This is a genomic window from Coprococcus intestinihominis (assembly GCF_040096555.1).
Taxonomy (GTDB): domain Bacteria; phylum Bacillota; class Clostridia; order Lachnospirales; family Lachnospiraceae; genus Coprococcus_A; species Coprococcus_A intestinihominis.
The window spans coordinates 1-22,014 of sequence record NZ_JBBMEK010000002.1; the positions used below are offsets into that span (position 1 = coordinate 1).

The window sequence follows — 22,014 nt, forward strand, 5'->3', positions numbered from 1 at the left end:
TTTACCTGTACCGGCACCGCCTGTAATGCCATACACCTTCATTTGTACATCCCCTTTTCTACGTCCCGGATTTATTTTAACTCATACCAGTTATGACCGATATGCATATCAATCTCCAACGGCACCGCCAATGTCACTGCATGTTCCATTTCTTCCTTCAAAATCGCCTTCACTGCATCCACTTCATCCAAAACGGCCTCAATCAGCAATTCATCATGGATCTGCAGAATCAGCCTGGACTTCATATGCTGCTGTTTGAGGCGTCTGTTCACTCTGACCATGGCGATCTTGATGATATCCGCTGCTGTTCCCTGAATCGGTGAATTCATGGCAATACGCTCACCAAAAGACCGCTGCATAAAATTACTTGAAAGCAGTTCCGGAACCGGACGGCGTCTGCCGAATAATGTCACGGCGTATCCCTTCTCCTTTGCAGCTTCCACAGAACGGTCAAGAAATGCCTTAATGCCCGGATAGGTCCGGAAATACTGCTGGATATAATTCTCCGCTTCCTTCTTGGTGATACTCAGATCCTGGCTGAGGCCAAAGGAACTGATACCGTACACAATACCGAAATTAACCGCCTTGGCATTGCTTCTCTGAGCCGGCGTCACTTCATCGAAAGGTGTGTGGAACACCTGGGAAGCCGTCATCCGATGGATATCCTGGGCCTCTTTGTAGGCCCGGATCAGATGTTCATCCCCGGCCATATGGGCAAGGACACGCAGCTCAATCTGTGAATAATCCGCATTGACAAAGATACAGTCTTCCTTAGGCACAAAAACCTTGCGGATCAGCCTTCCAAGCTCCATACGCACCGGAATATTCTGAAGATTCGGTTCCGTACTGCTGATACGTCCCGTCGCTGTAATGGTCTGATTAAACTTGCCGTGGATTCTCTGGTCATCCGGCCGGATATAACCGGCCAGCCCATCTGCATAAGTGGATTTCAATTTCGTCAGCTGGCGGTATTCAAGAATCTGCCCCACGATTGGATCATAGGTACGCAGCTTTTCAAGAATATCGGCAGACGTAGAATAACCCGTCTTCGTCTTCTTCGCAAAAGGCAATCCCAACTTCTCAAATAAAATTATGCCCAGCTGCTTAGGTGAGTTGATATTGAAAGATTCTCCCGCAAGCTCATAAATATTCTTCTCCAGTTCATCAATCCTGCCTGTCAGTCGGCTGCCGTATTCTGCAAGGGCGTCCTTCTCAACAGCAATACCTGCCTTCTCCATATCATATAAGGCATATACCAACGGCATTTCAATCTCATCAAAGAGCCGGTCCATGCCGGTCTCCTCAAGCCACTTCTTTAAAGTACCATAAGCTTGTACAGGGATCATCGCCGAATACGCAAGATAATGTCCAAAACTCTCTTTTTCTTTCTCCGATGCTTCTGTCAACGTCATCTTCTTCATCCAATCCGCTCTTGAAGGCACTGTCATGCCAAGGAAATCCTGTGCAATACCGTCATAGGTATAGCTGTCCTTTAACGGATTGATCAAATATGCCGCGATGGCCGCATCAAAAATGCCGTCCTCTTCCGAAAGCTCCAACCAGTACAACTGCGGTTTCACATCGATCATGCAGCAGACACCGGCTCTCTTCGCCGCCGCTGCCGCCATCTCACGAAGAACTGCTGCTGTCATCATCCCTTCCGCCGGAATATAAACAGGCACATTGTCTGCTTTGCAGGCAGCCAGACCCTCAAAATCATCTTCTGAGAAATAATAAAGTCCCAGTTGATCTGTCTCACCAATTCCCTCCAGCCAGGAAACAGCCGCTGCAAAATCATCCAGCACCTTTACTGTCTGATAATTCACCGTTGTTTCTGCCACACTGTCAAAACGCTTCAGAATATTCTTCAGTTCCAACCGCTTCAAAAGGGCATAGGATGCATCGTTCATCATCTGCCCGATGGCAGCATCTTCCAGTTTGAAATCCAGCACACAATCTGTCTTAATGGTTGCCAGAACCTTGCTGAACTGCGCCTGTTCATAGTAAGTGACCAGATTTTCTGAAGCCTTCTTCGGTTTCAGTTCCGCTGCATGTGCATGAGCCTCTTCAATACTGTGCCACGTACTGATGATCTTCGATGCCGTCTTCTCACCAATGCCGGGAACACCCGGAATATTATCCGATGTATCGCCCATCAGTGCTTTCATGTCAATAAATTCTGTCGGTGTGACCTGATATTTTTCAAAGACATCTGCTGCATAATAATCTTCGATCTCTGTACCTGACATCTTCGTCTTCGGAATGCGGATCTTGATCTTGTCCGTTGCCAGCTGAAGCAGATCCCTGTCACCGGATATAATGGACACATCATATCCCGCCGCCTCATAAGCTTTCCCAAGCGTACCGAGAATATCATCCGCCTCATAACCGGCGTGTTCAAGGGTCGGTATCTGCATGGCATGCAGAACTTCCTTGATCACCGGAACCTGCTCCCGCAGTTCCTCAGGCATCGGTTTTCTTGTCCCCTTATAAGCCTCAAACATCTCATGGCGGAATGTCGGCGCATGAACATCGAAAGCAACCGCAAGATAATCTGCTTTCTCTTCATCAAGTATCTTAAACATAATATTCAAAAAGCCGTAAACTGCATTGGTATGCAGCCCTTCTGCATTCGACAGCAGCGGAATGCCATAATAAGCTCTGTTCAAAATGCTGTGTCCGTCGATCAAAATCACTTTACTCATTTAACTATCAATTCCTTTTCTATCATATTGCCGCCATCCGGCAAACCTCTTTGTTCAACTGAAAAACCGGCCGGAAGGATTACCGGATAATGCTGTTCAAAATATAACCGTCCCGAGGATACATCTGACGTCTCCGAAATATCTCCCATATCCTCCGTCACTGCATCCTCACCAAACCAGAATGCATAGAGGGATACAGCTGCTGCGTCCTTGAAATCATTCAGTGTATGGATCTCCTGCTCACTGAACAACAGCGTATGACTGCAGAATGCGAGAATCACTGCCATGATAACAATGCCGGCCCGCTTGGCAAAATGCCGCCTTGCCGCCAGACGCTTTCTCATATAAAGTTCTTTGTTCTGTTCACTGATAAAATCTTTCAGATTCTTCTTAAGATCCATTGTCCCTGTATGATCTTCATCCAGCTGCATCAAACCAATGGTAATCATATAGTAGACTTCCAGTTCATCATAACAGTCCTGGCAGTTCTCAATATGCTCAAGGAAACCTTCCAGCTGCTCATCTGTCAATTTCTCTTCAATAAATCCCGAAATCATCCGTTGTACATCATGACACTTCACCCGCGATTCCCCCTTTCATCTGTCTGGTAATACTATACACTATTTTTTTTAAAAAATAAAGCATCCCATTTTTTTATTTGTCCTCTGTGATTTCCTTGACATTCTCATCATTTCGATATATCGTTATATCAGAATACTAAACAGAAACCGATTCATCCTGACACTTTATGCCATGATGAATTTTTTATGGAGGATTTTATGATAGATGGATTTAACAGAACAATCGATTACATCCGGCTTTCGGTCACAGACAGATGCAACCTGCGCTGCCGTTACTGCATGCCGCCTGATGGGATTTCCTGTCTGCCTATGCGTGAAATTCTCACTTACGAGGAGATTGAACACCTCTGCCGCATCTTTGCAGATCTCGGTATCCGCAAGGTCAAGATTACCGGGGGAGAGCCTTTCGTCCGAAAGAATATATGCCATCTGATTCGTCGGATCAAGCAGATCCCCGGCATTGACAGTGTCACACTAACGACCAACGGCACACTGGCACTGCAGCATCTGGAAGAATTGAAAGCCATCGGCATTGACGGCATCAATTTCAGTCTGGACACCCTGAAACCGGCCGTTTTTCATCAGATCACCGGCGAAAGTGGCCTCGAGGATGTCCTTGCAGCCATCAACAAGGCGGTTTCTCTTCAAATCCCGAATATCAAGATCAACTGTGTCCCTGTCCGTGATTTCAATCTCTCTGAAATCCCGGATATCGCCGCTTTAGCCGAAGATTATCCGATTCATGTCCGTTTTATCGAGATGATGCCTATCGGCCTGGGCAAAGATTTTCAGATGATTTCTGAAGCCGAGGTCTGTCATCTCCTGAAGGATACCTACGGCAGTCTTGAACCCATCGACGGCATTTTCGGCAACGGTCCGGCACATTATTATCACATTCCGGGGTTCAAAGGACATATCGGTTTTATCAGTGCCATGAGTCATATGTTCTGCGACGGATGCAACCGTATTCGTCTGACTACAGACGGACAGCTCAAAACATGTCTCTTCTATGAAAATGGGATTGATCTGAAATCTTTAATAAGAAACAACTGCAGTGATGAAGAACTGAGACAGCAGGTCTGCCTTGCACTGCAGAGTAAACCGCAGCACCACGAAATATCCAGCCTGCCGCCGGAGCTTCGGGGTATGTCACAGATAGGAGGATAAAGAATGTACAATGTTGCTATTATTACAGCCAGCGATAAAGGATACGCCGGCGAGCGCGAAGATAAGAGCGGTCAGACTATTGAAGAGCTCGTCACTGCCAAAGGGCTGCATGTTGCTCATAAGATCATTCTTCCTGATGACCGCAGCATGCTGGCCAAGCAGATGATGACCTTATGCGATCAGAGCATCGATCTGATTCTCACAACCGGCGGTACCGGCTTCTCCAAAAGGGACGTTACACCGGAAGCCACTGCTGATGTCGTTGAACGCAGGGCTGACAACCTCACTTTCGCCATGATTGCCAACAGTCTGCAATATACCCCAAAGGCCATGCTCTCCCGAGGCATTGCAGGTATCCGTGGCAACACACTCATTGTGAATCTTCCAGGAAGTCCGAAAGCCGTCCGAGAAAACCTGGAATACGCCATGGATGCGATTATTCACGGTGTGAAGATTTTAAAGGGCGATGACGGCGAATGTGCAAGGCAATAAAATCCAGCATCAAAAAAGGAATGACTCACATGACTCAAAATCATGAGAATCATTCCTTTTTATGTAGAGTTCAACTCCTATAAACAAAGAAAAAACGCTGCTTAAACAGCGTTTCTAAAATAATAAAGTACCGGTGGTCGGACTCGAACCGACATGGATTGCTCCGCATGATTTTGAGTCATGTGCGTCTGCCAATTCCGCCACACCGGCATATGATATATGCCACAGTCATGCAACTGCATCCCACAATCATCAATGTGGATTCTGGCATTAAAAAAATAGCCCGTAGGGGAATCGAACCCCTGTTTCCGCCGTGAGAGGGCGGCGTCTTAACCGCTTGACCAACGAGCCATTTGCTACTCTGCTATCATACACTACTTTTAAACAAAATGCAAGCCTTTTTTTAAATTTTTTTAAAAAAATATATTTTTCTAACTTTAAAGACTTTTTGACAGCAGAGTGTCTGTCTATTCTATGCCATCCGACACCTTGTGTCAATGTCTCCTACATAAAATGCATCTAAGACAGCGGCTGAATCAGGATATCCATCACACCGCCGCAGACAAGGCCATTTTCTGCTGCTTCCCGACCTGTCATATCTACATGCTCCATCAGACAGATATTCTCCCGAATACAATAGCGCGCTTTTGAGATAACTTCCGCCTCTGCGCAGCCGCCGCCAATGGTGCCTATGATTCTGCCGTCTTCCAGAATGATCATCTTTGTCCCAGCTTCTCTTGGCCCGCAGCCCTTTTTGACGATGATGGTGGCCAATGCCATCCTGACCCCTTCCTCAGGTTGAGACAGCATCTGTTGCATCTCAGAAGAATAGCAATACTTCTCTTTCTGAGTTCTTCTACACTCAATAACCTCCGCAATGATAGAGACAGCGATTTCCTCCGGTGTCATCGCGCCAATTTTCAGACCGATCGGCATGTGTACACTATCCAGAAGGGCCGCATCATAGCCTTCCTCTAAAAGTCCCGCTTTCAGATTCTTCACCCTTACTTTGCTTCCCATCATTCCGATATAACTATGGCGTTTGCCAAGAATAACATGCATACAGTCCACGTCATACTGATGGCCTCTTGTCACAATAATAAAATAAGGCTCCTGGTGATCATCCATTCTCTCAAGCGCCTGCCTAAAAGGTTCACAGATCACTTCATCTGCGCCTGCTTCCCTTGCCTTGTTGCAGAAAACCGGCCGATCATCAATAACCGTCACCTTAAAGCCAACCATTTTCGCAAGCCGAAGCAGCGCAATGGATACATGCCCGGCTCCGCAGATCACCATCTGCTTGCCGCTGCCCACCTTCTCCATAAAAACAAAATGATCATTGGCTGTCGGCCCGATGGACATATATCGCTCAAAATAATCCGGATCCGCCACATAATCCAGAATCATCTGTTCAGCCTTCTGTCGTCGTTCATCTGTTGCCTTCGGCAAATACAGACCAACAGGGTGCTTTCCCTCTACCAGGACTTTCATTCCAAGCAGTTCTCCATCAACAACAGTTGCCTCATAACAGCTCTGATTTCCCAAAATGCTTTTCTCCAACTGCTGATAGTACTCAGCAGTGGAATCAAACTTCACAATTTCATTCAATACTTGCTCTTTCATTTCAATCCCCTATATCGATTTAAAAAATCCGAAGTGATCATCCCGGTCTTCCGTCGATCACTCCGGATTCTTTATGTACGCTTTTCGTCTTACCAGTTGGTTGCAATATCTAACTGTGTAGGGTTCGATGCTGCAAAACTTCCCGTATCACAGACAAGACATGTTCCCAGGGAACTCGCTACCGTTGTACCTCTAGGGAAATAATTCAGATTGGCTGCACACATAATATATGAACCAAGCATCTTACAGCCGTCATCTCTGACCCAATATGGATAATCTTCTGCAGAAAATCCCATATCCCGCATGATTCTGACAACGCCGCTCATATCCAGGTTGTAATACGTCTCCTTACCCGTCGGTCCATAGACAACACCATGATACTTGGAAAGAACCTTGCCATCAGACACATAGGAATTGTCATTGCTCGGTGCTTCCGTCTCAGGCACCTTGGTCTCCGGTGCGGATGTCTCCGGTGTCTTCGTCTCAGGCGCAGACGTCTCCGTCTTCGTAGGCTCCGTATTCTTCTTCGTGGATGTATCTGTCTTCTTCGTAGAGGAATCGGACTTCTTGGTATCTGTATTCTTCGACGCTTCCTGCTTCACAGCCGCTTCATGCTCAGCCTTGGCCTTGGCAGCCGCCTTCTCTTCCGCCAGAATCGATGCCATCTTGCTGTTCTGGGCATCAATCTGTGACTGGATATCCGAAATATCAGAATAGGCAGCGCGCATACTGTCATCCAATGAGGACAATTCATTCTGTCTCTCGTTCAGGATGGTATCCAACTCACTCATCTGCTGTTCATAAGAATCCTTGTCCTTGGTCAGGCTGTCCTGTTTCTCTCCAAGTTCCTGCTCATAAGCTTGAATCTGTTTCGTTGTCGCCTCAAGAGAATTGTAAAGTTCATAATCATACATATTGATTCGTGACTTATACTCTTGAGAATTCAAAACACTCTTCAAATCTGCATCCTTCAGCAGAACCTTAAAAAATGAAGCATCCTCTTCTGATTCATAAATGGCCTTGATTCGTGCCTTCAACGCCTCATACTGAGTCTCCTGATTTGCTTCCGCCTCTTTCAAATTCGCTTTTGTCGTTTTAATCTCCTGGTCTGTCTGCTCAATCTCATCAGAAACTGTATCCAGTGCAGATAAGGTCTCTTTAATCTTGGTGTCCAGTTCCGCTATGTAAGACTCAATGCTCGTTTTATTCGCTTTCATGCTGGCCAGTTCTGATTCAAGCTCAGATGCCTGTCCTTCCAGACTGTTGATCTGGCTGCTCACATCTGATTTGGAATCCGCAAAAGCCGGCATAGCCATTGCAAAACATAACGCACCAACAAGGATGCTGCCTGCAATTCTTCTGCTCTGTTTCACTACATAGTCCTCCTTTTAATTTGTTCGACCAATCTATTATAGCACTTTTGAAAGACTATTACAACATTATGAGCTAATTATTACGTAATTGTTTCAAATTAACCATTTTTTACTAAAATGTGTTTTTAAAAATTCAATTTTGATAATTTTGTTTATTTTTTCACTATCAATCTTATAATCTCTTCTACAAATTTATTCACAATCTCCTTATAGAATCGTCCAAGTATACTCAATGCATCATTATTATACCTGTAACTTTGTTTTTAGCAAAAATAATTATTCAAAAAATGGCCTGATTAACGGCCATTTTTGCATTATAATAACCTTCAAAATTTATTTGTTAATATACAATTACCCCAATCTATGATATGATGAAGATAAAAATTTAGCAGAAAGGAGACGAAAATGGACAATAAAAATCCGATAATTGACAAAATGCAGAAAGCGACGACCGAATTATTTGTTTTAAGTGCCCTTATGACGGAGGACATTTATCCCTATCGGCTTACGAAAGACATCAAAACAATGACTTTCGGCTTAATAGAATATAGCGAAGCTGGTCTGTATCCCGTTATCAGTCGATTACTCAACGCCCAGATGATCTCCTCCTACACTGTTGCGCTTGAAAACGGGCGAAACCGCACGTATTATCATATTGAAGACAAAGGCCGGGCACACTGGCGATTATTAAAAAATGGCTATGATCAGTTTATTCGTATTTCTTATTTGATCACTGAAAAAAACGGCGATTAAAAATCGACCCTTCCGGAATATTCCGGAAGGGTCTCTGAATTAGCCGCAAAAATTCTGTATAAGTATCACCACAGTTTTTGCATGTATATTTGGTAATTCCATCTTCGATACATGTTGGCATTCTTTCATTCATATATTTTTTCTATGCACGGCTTTCTTTATACTCGGCGATGACAGCTTTTACCAGATTTTCGTCTGCATCTGCCCATTTTATGATATTCTCCATTGAGACACCGTCTACATACATATTCAAAATAACTACTTTTTTATTCGTCCGCTCGCCTTGCTGTATACCTTGCTGCATGCCTTGTTGCATGCCTTGCTTCAGGCCTTGCTTCAGGCCACGTTCTATCCCCTCCTTCATACCTTTACTAAGTCCCTGTTCCCAACCTCGCTTCATATAATTGATTGCAAGTCCTTCACCAAGATTACACATGATATTCACTTCCTCTCTGATACCATCCTCAATCGGAATACCATATTCTGCTTCCATGATTTTTATTTCATCCTTTGCCTTCATCTCCATTGACAACAGTACACTCAATAAACGATGCAACTGAAGTCTTTCGTCATGACTGGGAACTTCATCCGCCAAGCCAATCATAATGATATTTATCAAATCCAGTTTTCCGGCCCATGTGCGATGACCGATGATTTTATCATCTTTCAAATGAATATGATTCAGCGTATTCGCCTTGTTATTCATGCACACCCAGATTGAGTAAACTTTCTTGATATCGTTATAGTGTTGATGAACAAAATCCCGTTCCTTTTGAGATGAAACAATTCGACTGACATAGAAAATAGCTCTGTTCAGAATATCATACTCATCAGGATCATCCTTCTGTGCTTCCACATTGATAATGATCTGTGTGAGTCCATCTCTCATTCGAGCGTAAAATACAATGTCAAATCGTATAAGGCCTTCTTTTTCTTCTGTATTCTCGGTATTTAAACCGATAATCTTATCTCCCTGACGTTCATTTGTGAGTCCCGGTTCTACCGGAACAATTCCTATCTTTGGTTCTCCCTCTATCAAAGGAACTACATCCATCGGCTGCATCCCCTTGAATTCATCTACAGTATAGACCAGTATCTGCGCCAAAATATACTTATTGCCAAGTAAGCGTTTGGCGCTGTTATCATACTGAGCTGTGTCACTGGTCGCTTTCAGCGCATTCGTGATTTCTGTATTCACAGGATAACCTCACCCTTTCTCTGGTGATTTTATTATACTGGAATTGAGGTTGAATTTCAAGATAAGCACGCACATCCAGCTGAATGATTTCAATCCGAGACATTCCAAAAAATTACGACCACACATTTTGATTAACCCGTTGACTTTAAAATAAAATCTGCTATAATAAACTATGCTTTATCCATTCGTTTGCATACCGCGCATGTTCAGATGATAGATTATTGTAATTGTAAGTGAATCATCATCATAAGGGCTTGTACTGGTTTCGACGGGGATGTTGAAGTTTGAGAAGCCATCCGCAGACTCCGGAGCTGCGTTAAAAGCCGGAACCTAAATATAAAAGCAGACGATAAGTTAGCTTTAGCTGCCTAATTAGGCGCTTGTCGGCCCGGGACTGCTCACCATTCCGGTTACCGGCATCGAAGAAGGTGAGGACCTCCAGAGCTTAAGCTTTGCGGCTTTGGAAAATTTATGAAGCTACTGATGCTGTAGGCCTGTCATTAGGCATATGGCAGAGGGAATGAATGTATAATGACTGTGATGGGAGATGCTTGGATGGAGATATCTTCGGACCGGGGTTCGACTCCCCGCAGGTCCACTAAAGCTGAACACGTTAATCTCTGTATATGCTATTATCGTATACAGGAATATGTTTTGTTTGGTGTATCGAAGAAAATAAAAGTAACGACATTGTATGTTGCGAAAGTAATCTACAGTGTCGTTATTTTTATGGCATAATTCGGATTTGAATTTGAAAAATCAGGATTCAAGGAAGATAAAGATAAGCAATTGAAAGCTATCTATTCCGATATTGAATTTATAGATATAATGGAAGCTGTTTGCTCTGATGCCAGAAATTATGTTTCCGATAATCCCGGAGCTTCACTGGAACAATTTAAAGAACATATTCAAATAAATGACGTATTATGCGATTGGATAGAAAACGCGCCTGTTGACCATGTTATCAGCAAAATAGATACAAAAGTTATTAATAAAAAAATAATTATCATTATTGCATTTTGCATACTTATTTTTATTTGTTTAAGTATCCTTTCGCTAGAAATAAGAAACTGGATTATCGACACAGCTTTTGAGAATCTTAAAGTAATCTCAAATTAATGGAGAAAAATGAATACACCAAAAAAAATCAAAAATTATTTGAAAAACATGAAATATCAGTTGTCGCTTGTTTATTCTAAAGAAGATGTTCGAGCAATTATGGATATCATCCAGGAACATGTTAATATTTTTTTAGAACAAAATCCATCCGCTTCTGAAGAAAATATTAAGCAATGTATTTGTGAAATAGGTGATTTTGTTCAAGCCGGTATAGAAAACATTGATTTTCACACATTAATGCAAAAGATAGAGGTAACTAATCGGGCAAAAAAAAGAAAAGTATATATTACAGCTATTGCGATGACTACGATTATTTTATTTGTTGTATATTGCATATGTGATATCATCTATACAAAAAGTATCGCCCCTGCTTATGTTACCGAAACCATTGTTGTTTTAGATGAAACAATTTACCCAGACGAAACCGATCCAACCGAGTTTCCATCTGAATCATCTTCCGAATCTGTGGAATAAATGCTCAAAAATTAACCCGCTGCCAAATTTTCAGATTTACGCTGCGGGTTAATTTTTATATCCAATCATTATTAATTGTTCTGACTCAGATATTCCTCCAGACAAATGCCCTTATCATACATCACCTTAGCCGCTTCCTTGCCGACATAGCGATAATGATCATCCTCAGCCGCAGCCCCCGTCACTGATTCCTTTCCGGATGGATAACGCAGGACAAAGCCATACTTATACGCATTGTCATTCATCCATGCCAGGACACTGTCTGTATCCTGTCCATAGTCTTCATCACCGGCAATATCAATTGCCAGACCGGTTTCATGTTCACTGGTTCCGGGCTTTGCAATCACCTGTTCAGCCTTACTTGTTGCTTCTTCTGCAGAATAGCCTTCATCCTCATAATTCTGGATCGTATCGTCCATCAGCGCCTGCTGCTCTTCCCGTGTTCTGTATGCATCGCTGACGATCGGATAGATATCCTCCGATCTGGCCGCATCAAACATCTCCTGAAGATCTGTGAGAATACGTGAGTCAACAGACTGACCATTGCGTAATTCCGTCAGATCAATACTGTAATCATCAGCAATCGGATGGGTACTGTTCACCAGGAGCAGCCGCCAGTCTGAACTTGAAGCGGTACTGTCTGTTTGACCGTCAGATGTCTGATCTAATCCATCTGCGGATGCTGTATCTGATACACTCTCATCGCTCTGTGAAACATTGCTGTCCGCTGTCTCATCCGCATCTTTGGCGGCCATGACACTCTCCGGCGGCACACTGCCGTTATTCCCCATTGGATCCGTGCACAGCACAACCAAAAATATAACAACAAGAAACAAAGCCACTATCGATAAAATAATCTGCTGAAATGTCTGTCCTTTTCTACTATGGTACCTTGTATTTCGTTCTGAATAACGTGTTCTTCTTTTTCTCATATATCGCAGCCCCTTTATTTCTTAATATTATAGCAAAAACTTTGCATCAAAGTCTTGACCAAACTGTAAAAATTTGTAACTGTTCAGAGCCAAGCAAAATTTCAAAAAACAGGTATAAAATGCTTGCATTTTTAAGACTTCTTTTGAAATTTTATTTGGCGGATACGCCACACCGACGAAATGCGTAGCATTTTGGAGGTTAGCTCTGAACAGTTACAAAAATTTTATTAATTTTTGTCTTATAAAGGCTGCATCCCGATTCGTCAATCAGCGAAGGCGGATCTTCATCTCACGCTCTGCTTCTCGCCGCTGATCCTTCTTGGCAATATCCTCACGTTTATCATATAGCTTCTTTCCTCGGGCAAGGCCAATCTGGACTTTCACAAGGCTGTCCTTGAAATACACCTGCAGCGGCATGATCGTATAACCTTTCTGAGAAACCTGTCCCAGAAGCTTCGTAATCTCGCGTTTATGCAGCAGAAGCTTTCTTGTACGAAGCGGGTCTTTGTTGAAAATGTTGCCTTTCTCATAAGGCGCTATATGCATATGCTCAATATAAATCTCTCCATGATCTGCATGAATAAAAGATTCCTTAATGCTGCACTTGCCCATGCGGAGAGACTTTACCTCTGTACCGTGCAGAACGATACCCGCCTCATACTTATCCTCGATAAAATAATCATGATACGCTTTCTTGTTATTGGCGATCAGTTTGGTTCCTTTTCCGGCCATTACATTTCCCCCTCTGCAAAAATGCTGTCCTCCAGCATAAAATTCACGGCTTTCGCCAGAAAATCTACATCTTTGACAATGATACGGACATGTTCACCCAGCTTGAAGGTTCTTCCGGTATCTTCTCCCGTCAATGTATACGTATTCTCATCAAAAATATAATAATCATCGTCCATATCCTGCAGTCTGATCAGACCCTCACAGGTATTCGGCAATTCCACATACATGCCCCAGTTGGTAATGCCTGAGACGACGCCTTCGTATCTCTGACCAATCCGTTTGGACATATACTCTGCCTTCTTCATCTTCTCAACTTCACGTTCAGCCTCATCCGCCCTGCGCTCTGTACTGCTCGTCTGAACAGCGACATCCGGCAGAATATGATGATAATGCGCCTGACGCCCGTCGTCTAGCTGACCGTGAAGATTCTCCTTGATGATACGATGGATCTGAAGATCCGGATATCTTCGGATTGGTGACGTAAAATGACAATAATAGGAAACTGCAAGTCCAAAATGGCCGAGATTTTCCGTTGTATAGCGGGCCTGCTTCATGGACCGCAGTACCAGTCTTGAAATCATGGTTTCTTCCGGCGTTCCTTCAATCTTACCTAACAATTTCTGAAATTCCATCGGATGAATGCTGTCCTGACGGATATTCATATAATATCCATAGTTCTTAATCAGGATCATCAGACGTTTAATACGATCTGTATCCGGGGATTCATGACTTCTATAAAGAAATGGCAGCTCCTGCCAGAAGAAATCCTCTGCAATGGTCTCATTGGCCATCAGCATGAAATCCTCGATGATCTTCGTTGCCGGATTTCTGTCATATGGATGAATATCCACCGGGAAATCCCGATCGTCCAGTTCAATCTTGGATTCAGGAAAATCAAAATCAATACCTCCGCGCTCCTTGCGTTTCTTGCGAAGAAGATCCGACAATGTCTTCATCTCTTTAAACATCTTCACCGCATCCGCATATACGACCGTTAATTCTTTGTCCCCATCCAATATACGACTAACCTGGTTGTAAGACATACGGTGATTGACTCTGATCACACTCTCCGTAATTTCATGGCCGATAATACCGCCCCGTTCATCCAGCTCCATCAGACAGCTGAGTGCCAGTCTGTCCATCCCTTCATTCAGGGAACAGATACCATTGGAAAGGGCATGGGGCAACATCGGAATCACCTTATTGACCAGATAGACGCTGGTGCCTCGCTTCAGTGCCTCTTTGTCAAGGGGAGATCCCTCCTTGACATAATGCGTCACATCTGCAATATGCACCCCCAGAAAATAATGGCCATCCTTCATCTCAAGAGTAATCGCATCATCCAGATCCTTGGCATCTTCTCCATCAATGGTCACGGTCATCCGATCTCTCAAATCTCTGCGCCCTTCGGTCTCTTCCGGGCTGACAGATTCCGGAACAGATAAAAGCTGTGTTTTCACATCCTCCGGAAATTCCGTCGGCAGATCGAAGGCTTTCACAACCGCCAGAATATCTGTCTTCGGATCATCCGCATGGCCGAGAATCTCTGTCACAGTTCCTTCCGGATTCTTACGATCATTGCCATAATCCGTCAGTTTCACCACAACACGATGGCCGTTCACCGCCCGCATGGTCTTCCCGCACGGGATAAAAATATCACTGCCAATCTTCTGGTTATCCGGGATCACAAAACCATAATTCTTATTCTTTTGAAAAATACCGATTACTTCCGTAAAACCGCGTTCAACAATCTGAAGTACCTTTCCTTCAGCCCTCTTGGCTGCCCTTGTACCGCCCGCCGGGACAGCCGGTGCCACCAGCTGGATCAGAACCGTATCTCCGTGAAAAGCACCCTTTGTCTCATCCGCCGGGATAAATACGTCCTGCTCCATGCCCTCAACTGTCACAAAACCAAAGCCCCTTGTACTGCCGCAGAACTTGCCTGTGAAGGTATCCGGTTCTGCCTTCTTATATCGCCCATTCTCAGTCAATGTCAGTTCTCCGCCAGCAATGAGCTGATCCAGAAATTCCTTAAATTCCTCCTTCTCACGCTTCGGCACTGAAAATACCATGCAAAGCTCTTTGAACTTCATCGGTTTGTAGTTCTTCTCTTCAATAAAATCCAGGACCATTTTTCTTCTTACATCAAAAATAACCTTGTCCATGTTTGTCACCTCCTGTTTCTATACTCGCTTTTCTATTCTTCGGCCGGATCTGTATCTGCCGCTAACATTCTCTGTGCATTCTATACATTCTATCTGCAGAAAGAACAAAAACACTCCCGAAGGAGTGTTTCTATTCATCTTGCTGTACATGTTCAGGCCGGAAGTATTACCGGCTGAATGATACTGCCTTCAGCAGTCTGACATTCTTAGTATCCCCAGCTCATGTTCATCACAAGAGATAATACAATAAAGATCGCTGCCAAAATAGCTGTTGATCTTTCAAGTAAAGCATCTTCTGTGTGCTTCTTACCATGGGTCGTGAAATATGTGTCGTTGCTTCTGCCTGTAATTCCGCCAGACAGATCCGCACCCTGACCTTTTCCTTTAAATACTAAAAATACAAGTACTAAACATACAATGATATATACCACTGTGGCTGCAATTCTGATACCGCTCATGCGTACACCTCCTGCATTCAATCTAAATCATTATAGCACAGGTTCCTACAGCATGTAAAGTATATTTTATCGTTTCACAAGAAGTGAATGACCAGTCATCTCTACCGGTTTCTCCAACCCCATCATATCGATGAGTGTTGGCGCCAGGTCTGCCAGGCAGCCTCCCTCTTTCAGTGTGTAGGCCGGATCATAATTAATCAAAATAAATGGCACCGGATTGGTTGTATGAGCAGTGAAAGGCACCCCTGTTGTATAATCAACCAACTGTTCACAGTTGCCATGGTCTGCACAGAGAATCATCTGGCCATCCACTTCCTTCAATGCCTCAACAGCACGGCCGACACATGTATCCACTGCTTCAACTGCTTTAATCGCTGCAGATTCAACACCTGTATGACCCACCATATCCGGATTAGCGAAATTGATGATGATCACGTCGTATTTATCTGATTTGATGGCTTCTACGAGTTTATCGCACACTTCATAAGCACTCATCTCAGGCTTCAGATCATAAGTTGCTACCTTTGGAGAATTCACAAGGATTCTGTCCTCTCCCGGATTTGGTGCTTCGACACCGCCGTTAAAGAAGAATGTCACATGTGCATATTTCTCTGTCTCAGCAATTCTTGCCTGCTTCAGTCCTTTAGAAGCCAGGAATTCACCAAATGTATTTTTGATTTCTACTTTGTTGAATGCCACTTCTTTATTCGGGATTGTTACATCATATTCTGTAAAACAGATATAGGTTACTTTCTTGCGTTCGCCTCTGTCAAAACCATCAAATTCATCTGCGCAGAAAGCTCTTGTGATCTCACGAGCGCGGTCCGGTCTGAAGTTGAAGAAGATAATGGAATCACCGTCATTGACTGTAGCCGTTGGCTTGCCGTCTCTCATAATGACAGTCGGTACAACAAATTCATCATAAACTTCCTGCTCATAGGATGCCTTAACCGCATCATATGGGCATTCTGCCTGTATGCCTTCACCAAAAGCGATGGCACGATAAGCTTTTTCTACACGGTCCCATCTGTTGTCACGGTCCATGGCATAGTAACGGCCCATAACAGAAGCAATCTGTCCAACACCCAGTTCCTGCATCTTCTCGTATAATTCTTTGATATAATCTGCACCTGATGCCGGAGGTGTATCACGGCCATCCAGGAAGCAGTGAACATAGACCTGCTCAAGTCCATGACGTTTTGCCAGCTCCAGCAACCCATACAGATGTGTATTATGGCTGTGGACACCACCGTCGGACAACAGACCATATAAGTGCAGTGCAGAATTGTTGGCTTTAACATTCTCAATGGCCTTTAATAAAGCCGGATTTTCAAAGAATGTACCATCCTGGATCTCTTTGGTAATTCTTGTAAGATCCTGATAAACAATACGTCCGGCGCCCATGTTCATATGTCCGACCTCAGAGTTGCCCATCTGACCTTCCGGAAGACCAACGGACAACCCGCTGGCATTGCCTTTGACAAATGGATAGGTTGCCATTAAATTATCAATGACAGGTGTCTTTGCTTCATAAACAGCATTGGCATCTTTTTTGTCATTTAAACCAAAACCATCAAGAATCATTAAAACTGTAGGTTTTTTACTCATTTTCTCTCACTTTCTTCAAAAAAGGGCGCCGAATTATTCAAGACGCGCCCCAATTGATATTGTTATTGATAAAAATTATTTGTTGTAGTTAACAATTTTGCCGAAGTCCGGTTTCAGAGATGCACCGCCTACAAGGCCGCCGTCAATATCCGGTTTTGCGAAAAGTTCAGCTGCATTGCCTGCATTCACAGAACCGCCGTACTGGATACGGATAGCTTCTGCTGTTGCTTCATCATAGATTTCACGGATACACTGACGAATTGCACCGCAAACTTCCTCAGCCTGATCTGCTGTTGCAGTTTCACCGGTTCCGATTGCCCAGATTGGCTCATAAGCAATAACTGCTGTCTTTGCCTGATCTGCTGTTACATTCTGAAATGCGATCTTGATCTGCATACGGATCCATTCGATGTAAATTCCCTGTTTGCGCTGTGTCAGAGACTCGCCGCAGCAGACAATCGGTGTAATACCGTGTTCAAAAGCCTTGAGAACCTTACGGTTGACAGTTTCATCTGTTTCAGCAAAGTATTCTCTTCTCTCAGAATGACCAAGTACAACATATTTCACACCGGCATCTGTCAGCATAGCAGGAGAAATCTCGCCTGTATAAGCGCCGGATTCTTCAAAATACATATTCTCAGCACCAATATTGATGTTGCTGCCTTTAGCTGCTTCCATACATGGAATGATATCGATAGCAGGTACGCAGAAAACAACATCCACGTCATCATTTGCTACAAGTGGTTTCAGTGTTTCTACAAGAGCCACTGCCTCACTTGGTGTTTTATTCATTTTCCAGTTGCCTGCAATAATCTTCTTACGCATGATATTACGATCCCTTCTATTTATAATAAATAATTGACTCATTATCCACTTAAATTATTTGTCTGTTGCTGCTGCAACGCCCGGAAGTTCTTTGCCTTCAAGGAATTCAAGAGATGCACCACCGCCTGTGGAAATATGTGTCATCTTGTCACCAAAACCAAGCTGGTTAACAGCAGCTGCTGAATCACCGCCACCGATGATCGTCACTGCATCTGTATCAGCCAGTGCCTGAGCAACTGCAACAGTACCTGCAGCAAAGTTCGGCATTTCGAATACACCCATCGGTCCGTTCCATACAACTGTCTTCGCATCTTTGACAGCGTTGGCAAACAGTTCTCTTGTCTTCGGTCCGATATCAAGGCCCATCCAGCCGTCATCGATCTGGCCGGCATCGACTACTTTCACATTGGCATCATTAGAAAATGCATCAGCAGTTACTGTATCTACAGGAATAAGCATCTTCACGCCCTTATCAGCAGCTTTCTTGATCATATCGTTGGCATAATCAAGATAATCATCTTCACAAAGAGATGTACCGATCTTACCGCCCTGAGCCTTCATAAATGTATAAGCCATACCGCCGCCGATGATCAGAGTATCCACTTTGTCAAGCAGGTTGTTGATAACAGAAATCTTGCTGGATACCTTGGAACCGCCAAGAATAGCAACAAAAGGTCTTGCAGGGTTATTGACTGCATTGCCAAGGAAATCGATTTCCTTCTGCATCAAATAGCCAACAGCTGCTGTCTTCACATACTGAGTGACACCGACGTTGGAGCAATGTGCTCTGTGAGCTGTACCGAAAGCATCATCCACATAAACATCGCAAAGGCTTGCCAGTTCTTTGCTGAAGGCTTCCCCATTCTTTGTCTCTTCAATTCTGTAACGTGTGTTCTCAAGAAGAACAACATCGCCATCTTTCATGGCAGCTACAGCAGCTTTTGCATTTGGACCAACGACCTCAGGATCTGCAGCAAATTTTACGTCCTGACCAAGAAGTTCGCTTAAACGAACAGCAACAGGTGCCAGAGAAAGTTCAGGCTTTGCTTCGCCCTTTGGCTTACCAAGATGTGAGCAAAGGATAACTTTGCCGCCGTCAGCGATGAGTTTCTTGATTGTCGGCAGGGATGCTACCAGTCTGTTCTCATCTGTAATCTTTCCATCCTGTAAAGGAACATTAAAATCGCATCTTACTAAGACTCTCTGGCCTTTAACATTAATATCATCAACAGAAACTTTATTCAGCATATTATTATCTCCTTTTGTCTGACTATATTTAAGCGCCCTTTAAGCGCAAAAACGGGTCCGGTCCAATGAGACCGGACCCGCCAAGGATCTTATTTATTTATTCTGATTTCAAAATTAAGCCAATTCAGCAAAATATTTGATTGTTCTAACCATCTGGCTTGTGTAGGAGTTTTCATTATCATACCATGAAACAACCTGCACCTGATATAAATCATCGCCAATCGGAGAAACCATTGTCTGTGTAGAATCAAATAAAGAACCATATGTGATACCTACAATATCAGATGATACGATCTGATCTTCGTTGTAACCAAAGGAATCACTTTCAGCAGCCTTCATAGCAGCGTTGATACCGTCAACTGTTACATCACTGCCTTTAACTACAGCTGTAAGGATTGTTGTAGAACCTGTAGGAACCGGTACACGCTGAGCAGAACCGATAAGTTTGCCCTTTAATTCAGGAATAACAAGACCGATTGCTTTAGCAGCACCTGTTGAGTTAGGAACAATGTTGACAGCACCTGCTCTTGCTCTTCTTAAATCACCTTTTCTGTGTGGTCCGTCAAGAATCATCTGGTCACCTGTGTAAGCATGGATTGTAGACATGATACCACTCTGGATTGGAGCATAATCATTCAAAGCCTTTGCCATAGGTGCAAGACAGTTTGTTGTACAGGATGCAGCAGAGATAATCTTGTCATCAGCTGTAAGTGTCTTCTCGTTAACGCTGTATACGATTGTAGGAAGGTCATTGCCTGCTGGTGCAGAAATAACAACTTTCTTAGCGCCTGCTTTGATATGTGCTTCAGCTTTTGCCTTGGATGTATAGAAACCTGTACACTCAAGAACAACATCAACATCCAGGTCACCCCATGGTAAGTTAGAAGCATCTGCTTCTTTGTAGATTGTAATCTGTTTGCCGTCAACAACGATAGATGCGTTGTCTTCGCCAACAGTTACTGTATGTCCGGCATATCTGCCCTGAGATGAATCATATTTCAAAAGATGTGCAAGCATCTTAGGATCTGTTAAATCGTTGATTGCAACTACTTCATAACCTTCTGCTGCAAACATCTGTCTGAATGCAAGACGACCAATACGACCAAATCCATTAATTGCTACTTTTACTGCCATAATAACTCCTCCTGATATTGTATATCATTTTTATTATTTTACCGAAAGCTTAAAGAATTTTCTTATCACTTTCGCTCTGTCCCTATTGTATCGGATTTTAATGTTTTTTTCAAGTACAAAAACCACTTTATTAATTTTTTAACAATCCTTATAATTTGATGCAGATTACTGCATAATTTTCATGATTTTTTCGCAAATTGAAGTTTTTTGTTTTTACATCTGTACATTATTTGCAAAAAATCCAGGATTATACACACAGTTCTATCCAGATTTGACAATCTTTTAACTCGCATCATCTAATTCCGGCGCAATTTTCTCGATAATTCCACCGCCTGCGACAAGATCTCCGTCATACAAAACAACTGCCTGGCCCGGTGTGATCGCACGCTGAGGCTCATCAAAACATACATATAATCTTCCGTCCGGCAACTGTCTGGCTATGCACGGTGCTGCTTTGTGGGCGTAACGTATCTTGGCCGTCAGGCGCACCGGTTCATCCAAAGACGCACGGGACATCAGATTCACATTAGATGCATACAATGCCCGTTGGAACAATTCATCATTCTCACCGATAATGATTTTGTTTTCTTCAGGATTAATACCGGTAACAAAAACCGGATGTCCCATGGCCAGATTCAGCCCCTTTCGCTGACCAATGGTATAAGCACCGATACCTCTGTGATGTCCCAGCACTTTGCCATTCTTGTCGACAAAATCACCTTCCGGCAGTTTTTTGCCTGTATAATCTTCAATGAACGCCTGATAATTGCCGTCCGATACAAAACAGATATCCTGGCTGTCCATCTTATTGGCCACAGACAGACCGATTTCCCCAGCTATACGACGCACTTCTGATTTATCATAAGCCCCCACCGGCATCAGGGTATGCGCCAGCTGATGCTGATTCAGATTATACAATGCATACGTCTGATCTTTTCTGTCAAATGCTGCCTTTTCAATCGCATATCTGCCATTTGGAAGATGAACGATTCTGGCATAGTGGCCCGTTGCAATATAATCGGCACCCAGAGCCAATGCCTTCTCAAGCAGTGCTTCCCATTTGACATAACGATTGCAGACAATACATGGATTCGGTGTCCGCCCTTTTTCATACTCAGAAACAAAATTGTCAATCACTTTCTCTCTGAACACTTCCCGGAAATTCATCACATAATACGGTATACCGATTCTCTCCGCCACTCTTCTGGCATCATCCACTGCAGATAAACCGCAGCAACCGCCGTTTTCTTCGACGATTTCATCTTCCTCTTCCTGCCAGATCTGCATGGTCACTCCGATCACATCATACCCTTGCTGTTTGAGCAGCCAGGCAGCTACAGAAGAATCCACACCACCGGACATACCTACTACAACCTTTTTCGATGCCATATGCATCCTCCTTCTCATGTAACAAAAGGACTGCCGCA

Annotated in this window: 19 protein-coding genes, 2 tRNA genes and 1 other RNA gene; 6 read left to right on the forward strand and 16 right to left on the reverse strand. The window is 43.6% G+C overall.

Annotated elements, in window-relative coordinates; all coding sequences use genetic code 11:
• Positions 1 to 71 precede the first annotated feature (71 nt).
• Positions 72 to 2,705 carry a DNA polymerase I gene (polA, locus tag WMO25_RS00215; protein WP_349083223.1) on the reverse strand — a complete coding sequence of 878 codons (2,634 nt, stop codon included), beginning with the start codon at positions 2,703 to 2,705 and terminating at the stop codon, positions 72 to 74.
• Positions 2,702 to 3,286, reverse strand: a complete 585-nt coding sequence (locus WMO25_RS00220) for a zf-HC2 domain-containing protein (RefSeq protein WP_147322559.1) — start codon at positions 3,284 to 3,286, stop codon at positions 2,702 to 2,704. Before WMO25_RS00220 ends, polA begins: the two co-directional genes overlap by 4 nt.
• 198 nt (positions 3,287 to 3,484) lie before the next feature.
• Here WMO25_RS00220 and moaA point away from each other — a divergent pair, with 198 nt between their 5' ends.
• Together moaA and WMO25_RS00230 are read left to right on the forward strand one after the other, a co-directional pair.
• The gene (gene moaA, locus WMO25_RS00225) at positions 3,485 to 4,453 is read left to right on the forward strand and encodes a GTP 3',8-cyclase MoaA (protein ID WP_349083226.1); all 969 of its coding nucleotides are present in this window, start codon (positions 3,485 to 3,487) and stop codon (positions 4,451 to 4,453) included.
• A gap of 3 nt (positions 4,454 to 4,456) precedes the next feature.
• Entirely contained in the window at positions 4,457 to 4,945 is a 489-nt protein-coding gene (locus WMO25_RS00230; RefSeq protein WP_250799985.1) for a MogA/MoaB family molybdenum cofactor biosynthesis protein, read from the forward strand.
• A 128-nt stretch (positions 4,946 to 5,073) separates the two neighbouring features.
• Here the strand turns inward: WMO25_RS00230 and WMO25_RS00235 are convergent.
• The 4 genes from WMO25_RS00235 to WMO25_RS00250 form a co-directional block, all read right to left on the reverse strand.
• Positions 5,074 to 5,155 (reverse strand) — tRNA-Leu (locus tag WMO25_RS00235).
• A 69-nt stretch (positions 5,156 to 5,224) separates the two neighbouring features.
• Positions 5,225 to 5,296 (reverse strand) — tRNA-Glu (locus tag WMO25_RS00240).
• 168 nt (positions 5,297 to 5,464) lie between these two features.
• Positions 5,465 to 6,568: an XdhC family protein gene (locus WMO25_RS00245; RefSeq protein ID WP_256166707.1), complete on the reverse strand. Its 1,104-nt coding sequence runs from the start codon at positions 6,566 to 6,568 to the stop codon at positions 5,465 to 5,467.
• 89 nt (positions 6,569 to 6,657) lie between these two features.
• Entirely contained in the window at positions 6,658 to 7,941 is a 1,284-nt protein-coding gene (locus WMO25_RS00250; protein ID WP_349083228.1) for a murein hydrolase activator EnvC family protein, read from the reverse strand.
• Positions 7,942 to 8,346: 405 nt separating this feature from the next.
• Here WMO25_RS00250 and WMO25_RS00255 point away from each other — a divergent pair, with 405 nt between their 5' ends.
• Positions 8,347 to 8,694 carry a PadR family transcriptional regulator gene (locus tag WMO25_RS00255; protein ID WP_349083231.1) on the forward strand — a complete coding sequence of 116 codons (348 nt, stop codon included), beginning with the start codon at positions 8,347 to 8,349 and terminating at the stop codon, positions 8,692 to 8,694.
• Between the two features lie 142 nt (positions 8,695 to 8,836).
• Here the strand turns inward: WMO25_RS00255 and WMO25_RS00260 are convergent, their stop codons facing one another.
• The gene (locus WMO25_RS00260; protein WP_349083234.1) at positions 8,837 to 9,892 is read right to left on the reverse strand and encodes a hypothetical protein; all 1,056 of its coding nucleotides are present in this window, start codon (positions 9,890 to 9,892) and stop codon (positions 8,837 to 8,839) included.
• 250 nt (positions 9,893 to 10,142) lie between these two features.
• On the opposite strand from WMO25_RS00260, the gene ssrA reads away from it, so the two are divergent.
• The 3 genes from ssrA (at position 10,143) to WMO25_RS00275 (ending at position 11,485) form a co-directional block, all read left to right on the forward strand.
• Positions 10,143 to 10,493: a transfer-messenger RNA gene (gene ssrA / locus WMO25_RS00265) on the forward strand.
• Between the two features lie 188 nt (positions 10,494 to 10,681).
• Positions 10,682 to 11,011 carry a hypothetical protein gene (locus WMO25_RS00270; RefSeq protein WP_349083236.1) on the forward strand — a complete coding sequence of 110 codons (330 nt, stop codon included), beginning with the start codon at positions 10,682 to 10,684 and terminating at the stop codon, positions 11,009 to 11,011.
• A gap of 9 nt (positions 11,012 to 11,020) precedes the next feature.
• Positions 11,021 to 11,485, forward strand: a complete 465-nt coding sequence (locus WMO25_RS00275) for a hypothetical protein (protein ID WP_349083238.1) — start codon at positions 11,021 to 11,023, stop codon at positions 11,483 to 11,485.
• A gap of 71 nt (positions 11,486 to 11,556) precedes the next feature.
• On the opposite strand, the gene WMO25_RS00280 is transcribed toward WMO25_RS00275, so the two are convergent.
• The 9 genes from WMO25_RS00280 to mnmA form a co-directional block, all read right to left on the reverse strand.
• Complete coding sequence (locus tag WMO25_RS00280) at positions 11,557 to 12,417, reverse strand: M15 family metallopeptidase (protein ID WP_250796911.1); 861 nt, start codon at positions 12,415 to 12,417, stop codon at positions 11,557 to 11,559.
• A gap of 267 nt (positions 12,418 to 12,684) precedes the next feature.
• Positions 12,685 to 13,149 carry an SsrA-binding protein SmpB gene (smpB, locus tag WMO25_RS00285; protein ID WP_015514175.1) on the reverse strand — a complete coding sequence of 155 codons (465 nt, stop codon included), beginning with the start codon at positions 13,147 to 13,149 and terminating at the stop codon, positions 12,685 to 12,687.
• Complete coding sequence (gene rnr, locus WMO25_RS00290) at positions 13,149 to 15,314, reverse strand: ribonuclease R (RefSeq protein ID WP_349083242.1); 2,166 nt, start codon at positions 15,312 to 15,314, stop codon at positions 13,149 to 13,151. Before rnr ends, smpB begins: the two co-directional genes overlap by 1 nt.
• A gap of 206 nt (positions 15,315 to 15,520) precedes the next feature.
• Positions 15,521 to 15,772: a preprotein translocase subunit SecG gene (gene secG / locus WMO25_RS00295; RefSeq protein ID WP_015514173.1), complete on the reverse strand. Its 252-nt coding sequence runs from the start codon at positions 15,770 to 15,772 to the stop codon at positions 15,521 to 15,523.
• 66 nt (positions 15,773 to 15,838) lie between these two features.
• Entirely contained in the window at positions 15,839 to 17,380 is a 1,542-nt protein-coding gene (gpmI, locus tag WMO25_RS00300) for a 2,3-bisphosphoglycerate-independent phosphoglycerate mutase (protein WP_270513981.1), read from the reverse strand.
• Positions 17,381 to 17,455: 75 nt separating this feature from the next.
• Entirely contained in the window at positions 17,456 to 18,208 is a 753-nt protein-coding gene (tpiA, locus tag WMO25_RS00305; protein ID WP_117526842.1) for a triose-phosphate isomerase, read from the reverse strand.
• A 51-nt stretch (positions 18,209 to 18,259) separates the two neighbouring features.
• On the reverse strand, positions 18,260 to 19,453 hold the full coding sequence (locus tag WMO25_RS00310) for a phosphoglycerate kinase (protein ID WP_015514170.1): 1,194 nt from the start codon (positions 19,451 to 19,453) through the stop codon (positions 18,260 to 18,262).
• 114 nt (positions 19,454 to 19,567) lie between these two features.
• The gene (gene gap / locus WMO25_RS00315; protein ID WP_015514169.1) at positions 19,568 to 20,587 is read right to left on the reverse strand and encodes a type I glyceraldehyde-3-phosphate dehydrogenase; all 1,020 of its coding nucleotides are present in this window, start codon (positions 20,585 to 20,587) and stop codon (positions 19,568 to 19,570) included.
• A 282-nt stretch (positions 20,588 to 20,869) separates the two neighbouring features.
• Positions 20,870 to 21,976 carry a tRNA 2-thiouridine(34) synthase MnmA gene (gene mnmA, locus WMO25_RS00320; protein WP_349083246.1) on the reverse strand — a complete coding sequence of 369 codons (1,107 nt, stop codon included), beginning with the start codon at positions 21,974 to 21,976 and terminating at the stop codon, positions 20,870 to 20,872.
• Positions 21,977 to 22,014: the final 38 nt, after the last annotated feature.

Excerpts from the sequence above, each read along its gene's own strand:
- mnmA (WP_349083246.1), bottom strand. The coding sequence starts at position 21,976 with ATGGCATCGAAAAAGGTTGTAGTAGGTATGTCCGGTGGTGTGGATTCT.
- WMO25_RS00280 (WP_250796911.1), bottom strand. The coding sequence starts at position 12,417 with ATGAGAAAAAGAAGAACACGTTATTCAGAACGAAATACAAGGTACCAT.
- secG (WP_015514173.1), bottom strand. The coding sequence starts at position 15,772 with ATGAGCGGTATCAGAATTGCAGCCACAGTGGTATATATCATTGTATGT.
- gap (WP_015514169.1), bottom strand. The coding sequence starts at position 20,587 with ATGGCAGTAAAAGTAGCAATTAATGGATTTGGTCGTATTGGTCGTCTT.
- rnr (WP_349083242.1), bottom strand. The coding sequence starts at position 15,314 with ATGGACAAGGTTATTTTTGATGTAAGAAGAAAAATGGTCCTGGATTTT.
- WMO25_RS00230 (WP_250799985.1), top strand. The coding sequence starts at position 4,457 with ATGTACAATGTTGCTATTATTACAGCCAGCGATAAAGGATACGCCGGC.
- WMO25_RS00245 (WP_256166707.1), bottom strand. The coding sequence starts at position 6,568 with ATGAAAGAGCAAGTATTGAATGAAATTGTGAAGTTTGATTCCACTGCT.
- polA (WP_349083223.1), bottom strand. The coding sequence starts at position 2,705 with ATGAGTAAAGTGATTTTGATCGACGGACACAGCATTTTGAACAGAGCT.
- gpmI (WP_270513981.1), bottom strand. The coding sequence starts at position 17,380 with ATGAGTAAAAAACCTACAGTTTTAATGATTCTTGATGGTTTTGGTTTA.
- WMO25_RS00310 (WP_015514170.1), bottom strand. The coding sequence starts at position 19,453 with ATGCTGAATAAAGTTTCTGTTGATGATATTAATGTTAAAGGCCAGAGA.
- moaA (WP_349083226.1), top strand. The coding sequence starts at position 3,485 with ATGATAGATGGATTTAACAGAACAATCGATTACATCCGGCTTTCGGTC.
- WMO25_RS00275 (WP_349083238.1), top strand. The coding sequence starts at position 11,021 with ATGAATACACCAAAAAAAATCAAAAATTATTTGAAAAACATGAAATAT.
- smpB (WP_015514175.1), bottom strand. The coding sequence starts at position 13,149 with ATGGCCGGAAAAGGAACCAAACTGATCGCCAATAACAAGAAAGCGTAT.
- WMO25_RS00255 (WP_349083231.1), top strand. The coding sequence starts at position 8,347 with ATGGACAATAAAAATCCGATAATTGACAAAATGCAGAAAGCGACGACC.